Raw genomic sequence first — 16,790 nt, 5'->3', positions numbered from 1 at the left:
GGGCGTATAACCAAAATGGCTGGCACTACAGCAAGTCGAGCGCCCCATCTTGCGGCTGCGCTAATTGCATCAGGGCCTTTGGTGTTGTCCGGAGCAACCAACGCGCTTGGACAAACATGGGACGGAAGCGCATCAACCGACTGGTTTACTGGCGAGAACTGGACTAATGACATTATCCCGAATGGGGCACGAAGTGTTTACATCGATACGACAGCACTCAATCCGACCTCAGTAACGGATAAAACCACCAACGGAACTGCAAGGGCAAACAATCTGTGGGTAGGCTACAGCGGTGAAGGAACTCTGACGGTCTCCGATGGCGGCGTGGTGAATAGTAACTACGGCTATATCGGACATAACAGAGGATCAATCGGCGCCGTTGAAGTGACTGGCATCGGGTCAACCTGGGTCAATTCGGGCTCTGAACTAGTTGTCGGAGAATCTGGCAATGGCACTCTGACGGTATCCGATGGCGGTAAGGTGAAAGGCGATTACGGCCACATCGGTTATAGCGACGGTTCAACCGGCAGTGTTGAAGTAACTGGTACCGGATCAATCTGGGTCAATTCGGGCATTCTAGCTGTCGGAGGATCTGGCAATGGCACTCTGACGGTATCCGATGGCGGTAAGGTGAATAGTAACTACGGCTATGTTGGCCGTTACAAAGGCTCAACCAGCGTTGTTGAGGTGACCGGCACCGGGTCAACTTGGGGCAATTCGGGCAATCTGAGTGTCGGCCGCGATGGGGGGGGCTCCCTGACGGTGTCTGATGGCGGCACGGTGAGTAATATATCCGGCTTTATCGGCCGATACAAAGGCTCAACCGGCATTGTTGAGGTGACCGGCACCGGGTCAACCTGGAGCAATTCGAGCAATCTGGTTGTTGGGCGCGACGGCGATGGCATTCTGACGATTTCCGAGGATGCAATAGTGAGCGTGTCCGGGGTGACAAAGCTGGGCTCTAACTCAACGGGTTCTGGCGTTTTGAACATCGGTGCGGCGAGCGGTGAAATGGCTGCCGCAGCCGGTACGCTTGATGCTCCAGCAGTTGAGTTCGGAGACGGTACTGGGGTAATCAACTTCAACCACACGGATAGTGACTACACCTTTTCTGCGGATATGAGCGGGAATGGCAGTGTCAATCAGCTTTCCGGTACTACGATCCTGACCGGCACCAACACCTACACCGGCGACACGATAGTTTCCGGCGGTACGCTGGAGTTGCGTGGCGGGAGTGTTTTGACCGACACTCAAGAGCTGAGGGTCGGCTATGCCGACACCGGCGCTTTAACCATTGCAGAGGGCAGTGAGGTTAATAGCGAAAATATGTTTATTGGCCGTGTGTCGGGCAGCGTGACAGTGACGGGTTCAGGAGCTTCGTTAAATGTTGCTACTAACTCTATAATTGGCTTGTATGGGACCGGAACGCTGACCATTTCCGATGGTGGCAGGGCTACCAGTGGTCGGGCCAGCGTCATAGGTGGACCTAATGCCACAGGTGCCGTAACTGTGACGGATGACGGATCCATCTGGGAGGCAGGCTCTCTTTTGGTCGGCCAGTATGGTGCCGGCTCCCTAAAAATAGAGAATGGCGGCAAGGTCACTTCTGGTCTCGCCAACATTGGCTTTGACAGTACCAGCTTCAGTGGGACCAGTTCGGGTATTGTTACAGTGACGGGCGAAGGCTCCGTTTGGGAGAGTCGCGATCGTATTATCATCGGAGATAGTGCGCCCGGGACGCTGACGATCGCGGATGGCGCCACCGTGGATGTAGATGGTGAAGTCAAGCTGGCCTACGATGCTGTTTCACAAGGCACACTCAATATTGGCGCTGCAGCAGGTGAGACGGCTGTGAAGGCAGGCACCCTTGATACAGAGGAAGTTAGATTTGGCGAGGGTACCGGGGTCATCAACTTTAACCACACGGATACCGACTACACCTTCTCCGCAGATATCAGCGGGAGTGGCAGTGTCAATCAGCTTTCCGGCACTACGATCCTGACCGGGACCAACACTTATAACGGCAGCACCACTGTTTCAGGAGGTAAGCTGGTTGTTAATGGCACCATTGGTGATGTTACGGTCAATGGCGGTAGCCTTGGCGGGTCAGGCACAATTGGCGGATCAGTGTCCGTTGCAGCCGGAACCATTGCAGCGGGTAACAGTCCGGGTACGCTGACAATTGGTGGTGACCTCAATCTGACCTCCGCATCGGTTCTGGATTTTGAGCTTGGATCTCCATCCGGCACCGCGGGTGTGGACAGTGACCTCATCGCTGTCGGCGGCGATTTGACACTCGATGGTACGCTCAACGTGAGCGATGTTGGCGGCTTTGGTGCTGGCATCTTTAACCTGATGACCTATGGCGGCACGCTGACCGACAACGGCCTGATCGTGGGGACTGCACCAACAGCCCACACCTACAGTGTTCAAACTGCGACAGCCGGGCACGTCAATCTCATGGTAAACCCACTTCTCCTGAGCTTCTGGAATGGAGCGGTGACCAGCGCTGATGGAACCGTTCATGGCGGTACGGGCTCCTGGACCACGGCAAGCATCAACTGGACAGATGCCAGCGGCTCGACAAGCGCGCGTTATGATCCCGACAGCTTCCTGATCTTCCAGGCGGATGCGGGGATGATCACGGTGGATGGCGCTGGGGTCGCTGCCTCGGCAGGCCTGCAGTTTGCCGTTGACGGCTATACTGTAACTGGCGGCGACATTGCTCTGACAGGAGCCGCCGCGATCCGGGTCGGGGATGGAACCGCAGCAGGTGCCGGATACACGGCCACCATCGCCTCCAACTTGACCGGGACTGGTTCGCTGGAAAAGACCGACCTTGGCACTACGATCCTGACTGGTACCAACACTTATACCGGCAACACCTCGGTCTCTGCGGGCACGCTGGTTGTTGATGGTTCCATTGGCGATGTCACGATCAATGGCGGAACCCTTGGTGGTTCGGGATCATTGGGGGCGGTTAGCGTCAATTCTGGCGGAGTGATGGCGCCGGGCAACTCCATCGGCACACTGAATACTGTATCGACCGTTTTCAACACCGGTTCGACTTATGAGGTTGAATTGAACGATGGTGGCAACACAGCGGGCATCAACAACGATCTGCTGGCTGCCAGTGATACCGTCACGATCAATGGTGGAGCGGTGCATGTCAGGCCGGAGAATGGGACCGACAACGGATCAACTTATGCCGCTAATACGGTTTACACCATCATTACCAGTGGCGGCGGCGTGACCGGGACGTTCGATTCCTCAGTGCCAATCGATGACTATGCGTTCCTTGATTTCGCAGTTTCATACGATACCAACAACGTCTATCTGACGTCGCAACTGGCCGCCTCCACTTTCTGCGTTTCCGGACTGAGTGCCAATCAGTGTGCGACGGGCGGTGGCGTGTCTTCGCTCGAAAGCGGAAACCTGCACAACGCGGTGTTGAACCTTTCCAATGCGGAGGCTCCGCAAGCCCTTGACCAGCTTTCGGGCGAAAGCCACGCTTCGATCAGGACAGCGCTGATCGAAGACAGTCGCTTTGCGCGCGAAGCGGCCTTGAACCGTGTGCGCATTGCAACAGGTGCCGTGGCCGCCGACGGACAAGTGCAGACCGAAAAACGCATCAGCGACAGCTTCGCGTTCTGGGGCAAGGGCTTCGGTGCGTGGGGCGACTGGAGAGGCAATGGTAATGCCTCAAAGCTTGACCGGACGATAGGCGGTTTCTTCGTGGGCGGTGATGCAAGGATCGGCGAAAATGCCCGCATTGGTCTTTTCGGTGGCTATGATAATTCCAGCTTCAAGGTGAGTGATCGTGCGTCGTTCGCTTCAGCAGACACACTGCATCTTGGCGCCTATGGCGGTGCCGATCTCGGCGCTGTAGGGCTACGCATTGGCGCCAGCTATGCATGGCATGATATCGACACGGAACGCTCTGTCGCCTTTACCGGGTTCTCAGAGAAACTGTCAGCGTCCTATGATGCACGAACCACCCAAATCTTTGGCGAGGCCGGATATCGCTTCGATCACGGTGCGGTGAGTGTGGAGCCCTTCGCTGGCCTCGCTTATGTGCACCTGACGAGTGACGGCTATTCTGAAGCTGGCGGCGTAGCTGCGTTGACGGCCAATGACCAGGACAAGGACCAGACCTTCACCACCATCGGACTGCGTGCTGAAACCAGAGCTGATCTCGGGGCTGCCTCGGCGCAGCTGAGTGCGATGGTGGGGTGGCGGCACGCTTTCGGCGACGTGACGCCGCTTGCTCATCATGCCTTTGATGGGGGGGACGATTTCTCGGTTGCCGGTGTGCCGATCGCCAGAGATGCCTTCCTGCTCGATCTGGGCACGGCAGTCGATCTTGGGGCGAATGCGACCCTCAGTCTGACCTACAATGGTCAGTTCGGTTCTGGCTTCACCGATCAGGGGCTTAAGATGAACCTTGCTCTGCAGTTCTGAGCACTTCTCGGCCTCCACTGGGGCTGAGCCCCCAGATCCCACGCCGTCGCCTGTAATCGCAAGCGGCGAGAAAGTACTCTCAAGCCAAAACAGAATATCAATATGCGCATCGCCCCAAAACAACGCACCAATCCAACCAAGACACTTAAGACCTGTGGCAACATCGATAACATTCGCCAAGCGATAACTCTACTTGGGAAATACCTGCTTAGGGTCTCTGATTTGACCGGGGGCTTGGTCAATCAAGACGTATGTTGATGGAGCAAGAATGAAAGACAGAGTTGCAAGTTCAACCGCTTACACAGTGTTACAAGGTTTATTGTTGATCGCAGAAAAACCAGAATATCGACATCTTGTCACAGCAGAAACTCTTAAAACAGGCAAGACCATCCTTGAAAGATCTGAGGAAGGCAGAAAACGACTGAAGCAGCTCAACAGCCGTTTGTTTCGTGCGCTGGTTCCAATGATGGAACGGCTGATATTGCCCGGCATTTCCACTCATTACGGGTTACGCAAAAAATATATTCGCGATGCCGTCGAAAACGCAATTTCCCAAGGCTACACGATGGTTGTGAACCTTGGCGCGGGTTTCGACACACTGGCCTATGAGCTGCATTCGCAATTTCCTGAGGTTACCTTTTTTGAACTGGATCACCCGGCAACCAGCGCTCACAAGCAATCGGCTCTGGATGGCCAGATCTCCAACAACTTCCATCTGATTGAAGTGGACTTCAAAAAGACCAGCGCCAAGGAAGTGTTAGTATCTCATGAGGCCTATGACGTCGCTATGCCTACTGTTTTCATCTGCGAAGGCGTGCTCATGTACTTGCCGGTTTCGGATGTCAAAACACTCTTTTCCGGCTTGGCAGAACTGGGGGAAAAGACGCGGATTGTGTTCAGCAGCGTTACTTCCTTCTCCGACCCCAAAAACAACTGTGGTCCTGTGTTGAACCTCTATCTGCGCATAAAAGGCGAACCCTTGAGTTGGACAATTGCTCTCAAGGATTTAGCCGGTTTTATCAAGGACCAAGGGTATGTTTTGCTGGATGTGGCCGAGGCAGGCAGCCTGAAAGATCGTTACCTACCAAACATCACGCCAACAATGTTGCACCGTGGGGAATGTTTGGTCCAGGTACAAGCTTGCAGCACTCGCGATGAGGTAGAAGCGTCATGCCCATCCGAGTGAGCATCACCAAAGATCCAGAACAGATCGATAGCATTCTGAAGTTGCGTTATGACTTGTTCTGTTTGCAGGAAAAGCTGTTTCAGCCGACCAACGACCAGAGGATTGTTGACAAGTTCGACATGTTATCGACCACGCGAAACATGCTGGCGATGCGAGACGACAAGATTATTGGCGCGCTAAGGATTAACGTCGATTCCCCAGCAGGCGTCCCTGCGGACAATTATTACGATTTTCGTCAGCACCTGCCAAAGGAGAACGTCAATATGATGAGTGTGGGCATGTTCTGTGTTCGTGAAGCACAGCGCTCGCTCGGTATTGCACTGCACCTGATTTCGTTATCGGCGATTTTCGCCGTTTCAAACGACATTACGCATGTCATCGCGCCAACGAACCCGGCTATCAGCAAACTTGTAACCCGTGTCGGTTTCAAGCCTGTTGGAGATATGCAATATGCCCCACACTTGGGGGGGAACTTCATCCCTATGATGTTGGATATGAGAGACTTGGCGGACAATCTTCAAACGTTTGCGCAACGCACCCAACTCTATAATTTCTTGCAATCCTATGAGTATATGCTGTTTAGCAAGGGCGAAACTGTTTTGCAGGCTGGTGCAAAGGGAGACACGGGTTTTGTGATCATCGAAGGCGAGGCGGAAGTGCGCCATGCCGCTTCTGGTGATGTTCTGGGCGTTTTGGGCCAAGGTCAGTTTTTTGGCGAAACAGCTCTTCTAACCGATAACACTCAGTCTGCCGATGTGATCGCTACATCTCACCTACAAACAATGGTGCTACCGAAAGACGCCTTCCTTGACCATTTACGGGTTGATCCGACTCAAATGCAAAATAGTTTTGATCACAGGATGAACGCCGAATTATTGGGTTTGCCCCAACAAAAATACGCGCAGTCTCACAGGAATTTAAAATGCGTTCTACGCCGTGATTTTTGTCTGGCTGAGCCCGCATAGTTTTTCGATAGCCAATACAGTGTCTTCCCTGCTCAAAAAGTGCGGGGAAGAGATTTTGCCTGCTGCATGCCTTTTAAGTTCGACGCCGGTGCCATCGCCTCGCTCAGGGGGGCATAAGCTCAAGGTCCGGGCCATAGCTGAGGGCGGGCAGGAACTGGGTTTTTCGGTCTGGCTCGACAGGCTCTCCGGCACATTCGCGCGCGTCTAGGCCCTTACGGAGCAGTGGAGAAATTATTGCAGCGCACTATAAAATGAGGTCCAACTTTGTGATGTTGGTCGCATGAGTATCAAAAGCCGTGTCAGGCTGGTTGCAGTTGAGCACAGAGAACAGTTTAACCTGTAAAAAACGGATTCAACAAATGCCCAACCACAATGGTATTCGCCAGATATCAGTTGTTCTCGCGTCTAATGCAATGAGGTATGCGATAAGACAACGTTAAGCACTCGATGCACTCCATAAAAGGGAGGCCCAAAAGCCCGATGTTTAATTGCTGAGCATCCAAGAAGAAGTAGTTCCATCTCATCTACGCGAATTAAAAGTCGTCTGCTAACAGCCTCCCAATGAGTAGCTTTGACCACTTTCATTAAAGTGCAGAGCCTCAATACGGTTACCTTCAGACGCCCAGTCCTAAGCTAGGATTTGATCGTCTATCTGATTAAGGTCAGTAGGAACTTCTGCACCAAGGTCGTTCACATAAAGGCCTTCGATCAGGCGATTTCAACTCTTGATGGAAATGCATGAACGTCGACTTCTGGCCCTCACGCGGCCGCCCAAAACACGGCTTTATCTCGACAATGGGTCACTGGAGCTCGACAACAACACGACCGAGCAATGAGACCTGTGGCTCTTGGGCGGAAAAATTATCTCTTCATGGGATCAGAAGGTGGCGGCAAAGCTGCGGCAATCGCCTATACCTTCATCGAAACAGCCAAGCTCAACAATGTGGGCCCCTCATGCCTGGCTCACGTTGGTTCTGACCTAAATCGTTGATCACAAGATCACCGACCTCATGCCGTGGTGTTACGCTGCAAAGTCAGCGTAACAAGGCCCATTGCTGGTTGGTAGGTCGCCTTCACCAAACGCTCACCTTACACCCCAATGTTGGGATTCTAAATTATACGAAGATGAAGTCCTCGGCACCAATAAGTGAGAGATCCGTATTTTGTAAAATGATCTCACTATCTTCAAAGGCGACAATGACGTCGGCATCTCTATTGGTCAAAGACAGCTCTGTAAAGGAGTCCGCGCCAAATTCAGAGCCGAGCTGAATAAAGTCAATTGTGTCCTGAAAGTCAGCAATAGTGTCAGTGTCACCTATACTCGTGAAACTAAAGGTATCACGTCCCGCACCACCTTCTAAAAGGTCATCTCCTTGAGCTCCATCAAGGAAATCATCGCCGGAGAAGCCCTGAAGTACATTCTCCAAGGAGTTTCCAACCACAGTATCACTGCCAGCGCCACCAGAAGCATTTTCTATCTCAACACCATTGGCGATGGTATACCCTCCGCGCACACCCTCTGCATAGGAAAGTACACCACCGCCTGTGCTGCTGTAATCAAGAGTAGCGGCTACAAGCGAGATGTTGACGCTGCTGAAGCCCGTATACGCGATTGTATCGATGCCGCCGGTGTCCCAGATGCACGAATAAAATGTGCCCGAACCGTTAAGTTCTGGTAGGAGATATGTATTATTATCTATATTCGCGTCTTTTGCTCCGTATTTCTCCTGTAGAAGCGCCAAGTCGAACGCCATAGGGCCCACCGTCGCGCCATAATCACTCGGCCATTCCGGATAAAGCTCTGCGTGGCCGACATTATAGCTCATCATGGTATAGATACCTTGATTGAGATTGAAGTCACCGTAATCCCCGCGTGAGCTAGAAACCCCGTTCATCACACTGGAACCGCCCCCAGTATCATGAGGGTGCGACATACCCAGTCCATGACCAACTTCATGCTGAAACACAAAGTACTCAAGTGAGCCTGGATCTAGGTTTGCTAAATTCATATTAGAGGTATTGAAAACGGCTACGCCTGGATTTGCTTCACTCGGAGGATTCATATAGGCATAAGTACTTCCGCCAAAGGCAGATGTTACAAATTTAAACTCTGCATTATTTGAGCTGCTTGCTACCGAAAAAGTGAGATTTGTCCCTTGCGATAAGTCGTTTAACGACGCCATCGCACCATCAATCTGCGCCTGCGTCCAACCATCTGAACTTTGGCCATCAAAAACTTCACCAGCTTGCGCAAAGTAGACAGAAATATTTGTTGTATCTACAGCTGAACCACCCCAATCGAGCGCATCCAGCGGTGATGGAGGCAAGGTCTCCTCCACACTGACAGTATAACTTCCGGTCTGCCCATCTGAGTAGGCAGCGGCGCTGATGTAAAATCTGCCTGACGTGGATGCCATGAAGTCTAAAGATGAATTTAAACCAGACCCGCCGTCATCGTCAAACGCAACTAGGTTTCCTGATGCGTCGTATATTCTTAAATAAGTATCTGTAACCGGCGCAGATCCACTCCCATTAAGGTTGATCGTATAATTTGATCCCGCACTAAGGTCGATCGCCACCCAGTCGCGGTCCCCATTGGTTTCAAGTGTACCTGAAAAGCTATCCCCTGCAGCAATGAGGTATTGCGTCGAGGGCCCTGCGTCAGCATCTTCTCCCTCATTCAAGACTAGAGTATTTGCTAAGAAATCCGCCTCCTCGACCTGAGTTGTAACCTGATCGGCAGCTTGCGCGCTGAGGGCCGCTTTTTGCTCCGTGACACTTGAGTTGTAGGATATACTTTCTGCAGTTACATGTAGTTGATCCATCATGCATAATTTACACATTTTCTACATCCTTTAATATAAAAGCAATCATGTAAGTATAAAATTAAATATGATTCTTGCAATATTTAATTACATAAATAGTATTCATTAATATATTTAATCATTACCTATATTGGGTAGAGTTGTTCTTCGTATATTTTACATGTATGAGTCATTCGGTGTAAATCTGTGAAAATTTCAGTATTGATTTTCTTAAGCGCTGTCAGCGCTTTGGTTTTCCCTGGATTGGCCTCCTTTTTCTGGATGCTGTTTCACGCGACTGGTATCAGGGGGAGGTTTCAACCTCCCGTGTGCCTGCAGGTGTTTTGGATAAGGTACCCTTGAAGCGCTTCAGTGGTGTAGCGCACAGTACGTCCGATTTTGCAGAACGCAGGTCCCGTTCCCTTGCAACGTCATATGTTTAGGGTTTGCGGGGAAATTCTCAGGCGGTCTGCGGGTTCTGCTGTGGTGAGAAGTTCGATCGGGTTCATGCGGCTACCCCTTTCGGTTGGAAGTTTGCACAGCTCTCTTCCATCATCTCCACCCAGTCCAGAGCGGCCATTTCAGGGCTTTGGGGTATGATGGTGGAGGTTAATGGCAGGGTTGGACCTGACATGCTTCTGCGGGAGAGTTGGTTGAGGGTGGTCGTTACCGCTGCTCGGCGGATCTCCTCCAGCTTGGCGGTTTCAACCATGCTTAGCTTGTCCGGGCGCGGAATGAGCTCACTCAAAGCTTTTGCCAGCTCACACAGGCCGCCGGTTGGACGGTGCAGCAATGTTTGAGCCTGATCGCATTCGGCCTCCGTGTAGGCCAGATGTGCCAGGATGACCTGCAGGCCGGTCGTCATCATCAAGGGCCGGAGAGCGCGCGGTGTGAACCGCGCTGCCATTATGTTGAACTGCGCCTGCGAAAGGAACGTATCCGTCAGATTGTGCAGGCAGCCACGCGGCCCAACACAATGCCCAGAGTACGCCAGGTGATCCTGGAGGAGGCCGGGTGTGTCAGGTTGATGTAGTTGCCCTCTGGCAACGGAATGAAGTTCATCGGCTCTGTCATGCCGAGGGCGTCGAGGTAGAGACCGAGGATCGCTTCTTCTTCCTCGCGCTCATGAGGTTTGCGTTTGCGAAGGGATACGATTTTGCACATGACTTTCACGTCAAAGCCATTGCCCTTGGCTTCTGCGTAAACGTCCTTGATGTCATCTGCGAGGATAGCCTTTTCTTCTTCGAGGCGCTCAATGCACTCTACAAAGGCTCTGAGTTGATCGACTGCTACGCCGCCTGCATCTGCCATTTGGGTGCTCCGTGATTTGGGTTGAAAGGGCTCTAAGATTGATTGCTTCTCGCTGAGCGAGCAGCATGTTCCAGCCTTGAGACGGTGAGGATGGTTGGCTTCAGTTCAGCTGGTGCTTTGTCATAGCCACGGCCGAAACGGCCATTTAGAAGGTAGGTAAATGACCTGGCCTGCAATGGGGGTGTAATTGCGCTTCTTGGCCTAGGGCTGCAAAGGCGCGTAACTGAGCTAATATATTAGATTAAATTTTGCCGGCAAAGTAATTTGAAGTATCGAAATGCGTGCCATAGTTGATCTTTTAGATATGTGACGCGTGCATATTGAATATAAATATTCATCTATATCCAGGGTGATCTCACGTAGAGAACTTATTATTGTATATTGGTTGGATATTCGTTTGAGGTAATTAGTTTATATAATGCAATGGTTTAAATAGATCTCAGTTGAGTGCGTCAAAATGTATTACTAGATTTCCTTTGAAAAGAACTAGACTTAAGTTGCAGTTAATTTTTCAGGGATAGAGAGGTTGAGAATAAATTGAACTAATTCAATGGAAAATAATCATGTCACTGCGCCTAAGGATATTCGCCGCTGCGAATGCCGTGTTTTTGCTTGGCTTTATTGCACTTATCACAGTTGTTTCCGTCATTATGTCCAATTCCTCAGAAGAGGCCGGTCAGGAATTACTTATTGAGAATGCCCAGGTTCAAGCGGATCTGGCCAATCAAACAATTAGCGAAGCACAAATCATCACGGCAAGTTTTGCAGATCAACTCGAACATACATTGCGCCATACTGATCTAACTCGTGAGCAGATCGCCCAGATCGCTCGAGATTTCTTTGCCAACAATCCGTCCATTGATGGCCTGACCACCTCCTTCGAGCCAAATATGATTGGCGAAGATGCTAGTCACGCTGGTCAGGACTACTCTGGGAAAACCGGCCGTTTCTCACCTTACTTCTCTCGCAAGGATGGCAAGGTTGGGTGGCGTATTGCAGGTGCGGACGAAGCTGATGCTGATAGCTGGTATGGTCTTCCCCTCAGGCTTGGGCATGACGTTGTCACACCGCCGTACAGTTTTGAATCACAAGGGGACACCGTAATGGCTGTCTCCATGTCGTCACCTGTCTTCAATAGCAATGGTAATGCAATTGGTGTTATCACTGGCGACGTGTTCCTCAACGGTTTGATCGCAAGTCTGGAAGCTTCCAGAAAATTCAAAAGTGGGTTTGTCGGCCTCGTTAGCAACGATAGCAAATGGGTAGCTCACTCCAATTCGGAGTTGAAAGGCGAAGAGATCCCAGCAGAGATTGCTCAACTCCTCACTGAGGCAGGTACGCAGCCAACTGTTGTTGAGCTTGGTGATAAGGAAATAGCGACCTACCCGCTGACACTGCGCGGTACAGAGCAGGTCTGGTCGGCAATTGTCTCCGTGGATAAGTCTGAACTGCTCGCAGCTGCCAACGCAACACGAAACAACGCTATCATTACGGCGCTTATCTGCCTTGCCTTTGGTGTCGTCGTCCTCTGGTTCGTTGGCTCCTCCATTGCAAGACCTGTTGTCAGTATCACTGCACGGATGAACTCTCTGACAAAGGGCAATGTAGATGAGCCTGTTGCCTTCACCGACCGTAAAGACGAGATCGGACAGATGGCGAAGGCTTTGGAAGTCTTTGTCAGCAATGCAGTTGAGCGCATGAATCTGCAAAGTGAATCCGAACAGGAGCAGGAAGCCCGTGCACTTCGCCAAAAGCATATTGATGAGCTCATTACAGACTTTGATGATACCATTCAGGAAAGTCTGACGACAGTCGCGGATAACTCAACTGAAATGGAAGTCTCTGCCAAGGCACTGACCGGCATCGCTGAGCATGCCACTGAGCAATCAACAACGGCTGCCGCCTCTTCTGAGGAAGCGTCTACCAATGTACAAACGGTCGCGTCGGCAGCAGAAGAGCTGGCCGCATCCATTGATGAGATTAGTCGCCAGGTCGGTCAGACACAGAAAGTCGTCGCAGATGCTACATCTACGGCCCAGGTCACAAATGATAAAGTCTCCAGTCTGGATAGTGCTGCGCAGCGTATTGGCGAAGTGGTCACACTCATCCAAGCGATCGCAGAGCAAACCAACTTGTTGGCTCTCAATGCGACCATTGAGGCAGCTCGTGCCGGCGAAGCTGGCAAAGGCTTTGCTGTTGTTGCAGCTGAAGTGAAAGAGTTGGCCAATCAGACCTCCAAGGCGACCGAAGAAATCTCCAGCCAGATTGTAGGCATTCAGAATTCGTCTCAGGAAGCTGTTGGCGCGATCAGCGCGATCACGAAAACCATGTCTGACGTCAATGATATCACAGCAACTATCGCAGCTGCTGTTGAGCAGCAGGGGGCAGCAACCACTGAGATTAGTGAGAACGTGCAGCAAGCAGCTGTAGGCACTCAAAATGTTGCTGAAAGCATGGCGGGTGTATCATCTGCCGCATCAGAAACCAGCGCAACTGCAAGTCAGGTTCTGTCATCCTCTCAGATCCTGAATAAGCAAGCAGACCTGTTGCGGGACAACATTGCAAGCTTCTTGCGCAATGTAAAAAGCGCCTGATAACAATCAAATGCTAATATTTAGATGGCTCATTCCGGTTTCGGGTGAGCCATTTTTTATGTCGTAGTTATCGGTGAATTCTGAGAGTGAAGAAGCTCAGGATGCTTAAATATGTCAAAAGGCACACCACTGAGTAATACCATGTTGCCGAGACAGAAGATGCCAGTTCCAGAAGAGCAAGGCATCCCAGTGTCAGAACCGAAGAGAGCAACGCATCCATGGTAAATGCGCCTGCTGCAAACACGTAGTGGTTCTGCTTCAAACCAACTGATGAGTTGGATGCAATCGAAGCACCGATGAGGTCTGCTTTCAGGAAATACAATATTGCATTGCCAAGCAGAAAGATGGAGACCTGATAAAACATGAAACGCAACACGCATTGTTTACAGTGATCTGATGAGTAGCGAGGCAGGATCTACGTTTTTATTAAAATACGCTATGTGTCATGAGGTAGCGGAAGCAGGTCGTAAATATCTGTATTTTTACTGTTATCTGCTAAATTCAACATATATGAGTTATGCAACAACCAAGAAATTGTTGAATGAGTTGATGTGAGGTTTGCCTCACACATGCTATGCACTATTGAAAAGCCTTGAGTATTGGCATACACGCTGCAAAGCCAAACAAATAAATCGTAAAATAGAATTCACGGAATTAAGGATCATTCATGCGCGACGGTGGACGAATTGCGGCTGCAATTGAAGTGCTGACAGAGATTAATGAGCGCCGCCGTCCTGTGCAGGAAGCCCTGAAGGACTGGGGCAACAAGCATAGGTTTGCAGGATCTGGTGATCGGGTTGCTATCGGCAATCTGGTTTTTGATGCGCTGCGCCACAAACTCTCCCATGCTCAGGCGATGGGATCTGACAGTGCGCGCGCGCTTGTTTTGGCAACCTACATCTGGGGCTGGGGCAATCAGGTGGAAAAGCTGGAGCAGGTGATGGAAGAAGACCGTCACGCACCAGAACCGCTGTCAGACGCTGAACGTGACGCATTGATTGAAAACAAGCAAGTCGGCGATAACGACCAGATCTCAGCAAATGTTCCAGAATGGCTCTGGTCGCACTTTCAGGATAACTTTGGTGACGAGACGCTGGCAGTTGGGCGTTCTCTTTCTGAACGTGCGCCGATTGATATGCGCGTGAACACGGTCAAAAGCTCGCAGGAAAAAGTCCTCAAGCGTTTGTCTCACCTTAATCCAGAAGTAAGTGGCTTGTCTCCTGTAGGCGTTCGTCTTGAACCTGTAATTGGGCCGCGCAAATCACCTCACGTTCAAGCTGAAGAAAGCTTTCGCAAAGGCTGGTTTGAATTGCAGGATGAGGCCTCTCAGATCGCGTCTATCCTGTCAGGTGCTCAGCCAGGTGAACAGGTTCTGGATCTATGCGCGGGTGGGGGCGGTAAAAGCCTCGCTTTAGCTGCGCAGATGCAGAACAAAGGACAGATCTACGCTTATGATGCCCACAAGACGCGTCTAGCACCACTTTATGACCGCATGGCCCGCGCAGGGGTTCGAAATATCCAGACGATTGATCCGCAAACCGGTTCTCTTGATATCTGCGCAGGCAAGATGGACCGCGTGTTCGTGGATGCTCCTTGTTCAGGCACTGGTGTATGGCGTCGTCGTCCAGATACCAAGTGGCGTGTAACGGAAAATGCTCTGAATGGACGTGTTGAAGATCAGGCGCAGGTTCTAGAGACTGCGACACGCTTTGTGCGTTCAGGTGGCAAGCTGATTTATGCAACTTGCTCTTTGGTGCCAGCGGAAAATCAGCTGCAAGTCAAAGCGTTCCTTGAAAAACACGCTAACTTCAAGCTTGTTGATCTGGCGCCGGTTTGGGAAGAGCATTTCGGTGCAATAGCATCCCGTCGTCCACTGTTTAAGGATGGCGGTATGATCACTCTGACGCCTTATCATACCGGTACTGATGGCTTCTTCATCGCGATGATGGAACGTATTTGATATCAGCACCTTGGCTTTAATAAAAAAGCATGTCGCATATGAAATGCGACATGCTTCGAAACGGCAAACAAACCATGTGATTAGCTGGAGGCTTTCTCTTCAAGCTCATCAGGTACCTCAGATTTACCCTTGACGACATCTTCCGCCAGCTCTTCAGAAGCGGCATCTTCACTCTGTGCCTCAAATACGCTTTCACCGGCCTCTTCCAAAGCTCTGGCTTCTATGCTTTTGCTGTGCTCTGAAGGCTCAGGTGCAACTTTCTCCTCACGAACAGGCCGCTCATAACCTTGCTCAGCAAGATATTCGACCTCTTTAATCGCGGCTTCAGTCGCCTCCAAAAACTGACTGTTTCTGGATGAAGAGGTCAAGACATCGCGAGCGGCATCAGTGGCACCAGCTGCTGCAAGAGCTGCGCCGAGTGCGTTGCTGACTTGCTTATTGCCTGGTGCAAGCCGCCATGCGGCAGCCGCGTGATAAACTCCGGCATAAACAAGACCAAGTTTGCGCTTGCCAATGCTCAGGTGAACGAGCGCAGCCGCGTTCTCAGGTTCACACGCATGAGCCAGCTCAAAGCTCTCTACAGCACTGGAGGTGTTTTCTTCCAGCAAGTACGCGTGCCCCATTGCGACAAGCACTTCAACATTGCGAGGCTGCAGGTCATGGGCCTTGTCCAGATGCGCCAGTGCTTCCTCACTCTTTTTACGAATGATGAGCAGCTTCGCGAGGCCAACCAGAGCAGGAACATATTGCGAGTCAATTCTGAGCGCAGCCCGATAGTTCAGGGTTGCCGCTTCTGCCTTGGTCTCCGCACTCAAAGCATCGCCAAGAAGTGAAAGAGCAGGGGCGCTGTTTGGGATCAGTTGAACAAGGCGTCGGGCATATGGTTCTGCTTCTGCATGCCCATGCATCTTAATCAAAATGGTTGCGAGCCCATAAAGCGCATTCCGGTTCTCCGGCTCAGCTTCCACCACCGCATCAAAGGCTTCTTTAGCTTGTTCCAGATACCCCAGCAAAAGCAGCGCATTACCCATGTTGGAGCGTGCAGCCAAGTGTTCTGGCTTCATGAACAACACTTTACGCAAATGGGCGACAGATTCCCGCAAATCTCCATTGCGCAACATAATCGTTGCCATCTTGAAAAGAAGCTCGACATCATCAGGGTAGCGTCCAACAAGATCCTGATAGACTGGGATCACTTCATCAAAGCGCTCGTCCTGTTCCAGGTAGGCAATAGCATCAAGTGCAGCATTGATTTTTTCTTGCCGGGCGTTAGTGTCCGGTGTACCGCGCAGTGTCTCTGTCATCTTTTACGGACCCCCTCGTTGGGCAGTGCCGCCCGTAGATCCATTCGGATGGATCTGCTGACAGGCAATTCTGCGAATCAAATTCGTATCTATGCACGATGAAGCCTAAGCGGTTGGCAAATCAGCGTCAAAGGTGGAACGGGTTGATCCTGAAGGAAGGCGTGGATAGATGATATTGAACGCATCAAAACCACATTCAGGGGCT

10 protein-coding genes and 1 pseudogene are annotated in these 16,790 nt (G+C 51.3%); 6 read left to right on the top strand and 5 right to left on the bottom strand.

Annotated features, from left to right (window positions below):
- The first annotated feature begins 15 nt into the window (after window positions 1-15).
- The 4 genes from DHN43_RS01475 to DHN43_RS01460 all read left to right on the top strand — a co-directional run bounded on the left by DHN43_RS01475 (window position 16) and on the right by DHN43_RS01460 (window position 7,603).
- Window positions 16-4,461, top strand: a complete 4,446-nt coding sequence (locus DHN43_RS01475; RefSeq protein ID WP_159096773.1) for an autotransporter domain-containing protein — start codon at window positions 16-18, stop codon at window positions 4,459-4,461.
- A gap of 268 nt (window positions 4,462-4,729) precedes the next feature.
- A complete protein-coding gene (locus tag DHN43_RS01470; protein ID WP_108817497.1) occupies window positions 4,730-5,647 on the top strand; it encodes a class I SAM-dependent methyltransferase in 918 nt (305 codons plus the stop codon).
- Entirely contained in the window at window positions 5,632-6,612 is a 981-nt protein-coding gene (locus DHN43_RS01465; protein WP_108817496.1) for a cyclic nucleotide-binding domain-containing protein, read from the top strand. Before DHN43_RS01470 ends, DHN43_RS01465 begins: the two co-directional genes overlap by 16 nt.
- 832 nt (window positions 6,613-7,444) lie before the next feature.
- Window positions 7,445-7,603, top strand: a complete 159-nt coding sequence (locus DHN43_RS01460; protein WP_208994784.1) for a hypothetical protein — start codon at window positions 7,445-7,447, stop codon at window positions 7,601-7,603.
- Window positions 7,604-7,727: 124 nt separating this feature from the next.
- Here DHN43_RS01460 and DHN43_RS01455 read toward each other — a convergent pair whose 3' ends face one another.
- The 3 genes and pseudogenes from DHN43_RS01455 to DHN43_RS01445 form a co-directional block, all read right to left on the bottom strand.
- Window positions 7,728-9,440 (bottom strand): M10 family metallopeptidase C-terminal domain-containing protein, encoded by a 1,713-nt coding sequence (locus DHN43_RS01455; protein WP_159096772.1) that lies wholly within the window; start codon window positions 9,438-9,440, stop codon window positions 7,728-7,730.
- Window positions 9,441-9,921: 481 nt separating this feature from the next.
- Complete coding sequence (locus DHN43_RS01450; protein ID WP_108817494.1) at window positions 9,922-10,323, bottom strand: hypothetical protein; 402 nt, start codon at window positions 10,321-10,323, stop codon at window positions 9,922-9,924.
- 158 nt (window positions 10,324-10,481) lie between these two features.
- Window positions 10,482-10,727: pseudogene (locus DHN43_RS01445) on the bottom strand (DUF2312 domain-containing protein); the annotation flags it as partial.
- Window positions 10,728-11,290: 563 nt separating this feature from the next.
- Between DHN43_RS01445 and DHN43_RS01435 the strand changes: the two are divergent.
- Complete coding sequence (locus tag DHN43_RS01435; RefSeq protein WP_108817492.1) at window positions 11,291-13,321, top strand: methyl-accepting chemotaxis protein; 2,031 nt, start codon at window positions 11,291-11,293, stop codon at window positions 13,319-13,321.
- 67 nt (window positions 13,322-13,388) lie between these two features.
- Here DHN43_RS01435 and DHN43_RS01430 read toward each other — a convergent pair whose 3' ends face one another.
- A complete protein-coding gene (locus DHN43_RS01430; RefSeq protein WP_057460933.1) occupies window positions 13,389-13,685 on the bottom strand; it encodes a hypothetical protein in 297 nt (98 codons plus the stop codon).
- A 303-nt stretch (window positions 13,686-13,988) separates the two neighbouring features.
- Here DHN43_RS01430 and DHN43_RS01425 point away from each other — a divergent pair, with 303 nt between their 5' ends.
- Window positions 13,989-15,281, top strand: a complete 1,293-nt coding sequence (locus DHN43_RS01425; protein WP_108817491.1) for an RsmB/NOP family class I SAM-dependent RNA methyltransferase — start codon at window positions 13,989-13,991, stop codon at window positions 15,279-15,281.
- 80 nt (window positions 15,282-15,361) lie between these two features.
- Here DHN43_RS01425 and DHN43_RS01420 read toward each other — a convergent pair whose 3' ends face one another.
- Complete coding sequence (locus DHN43_RS01420; RefSeq protein ID WP_108817490.1) at window positions 15,362-16,585, bottom strand: tetratricopeptide repeat protein; 1,224 nt, start codon at window positions 16,583-16,585, stop codon at window positions 15,362-15,364.
- Window positions 16,586-16,790 lie beyond the last annotated feature (205 nt).

The sequence above is a fragment of the Pseudovibrio sp. Alg231-02 genome (assembly GCF_900143565.1).
GTDB lineage: Bacteria > Pseudomonadota > Alphaproteobacteria > Rhizobiales > Stappiaceae > Pseudovibrio.
This window is presented reverse-complemented; position numbering and strand designations above follow the sequence as displayed.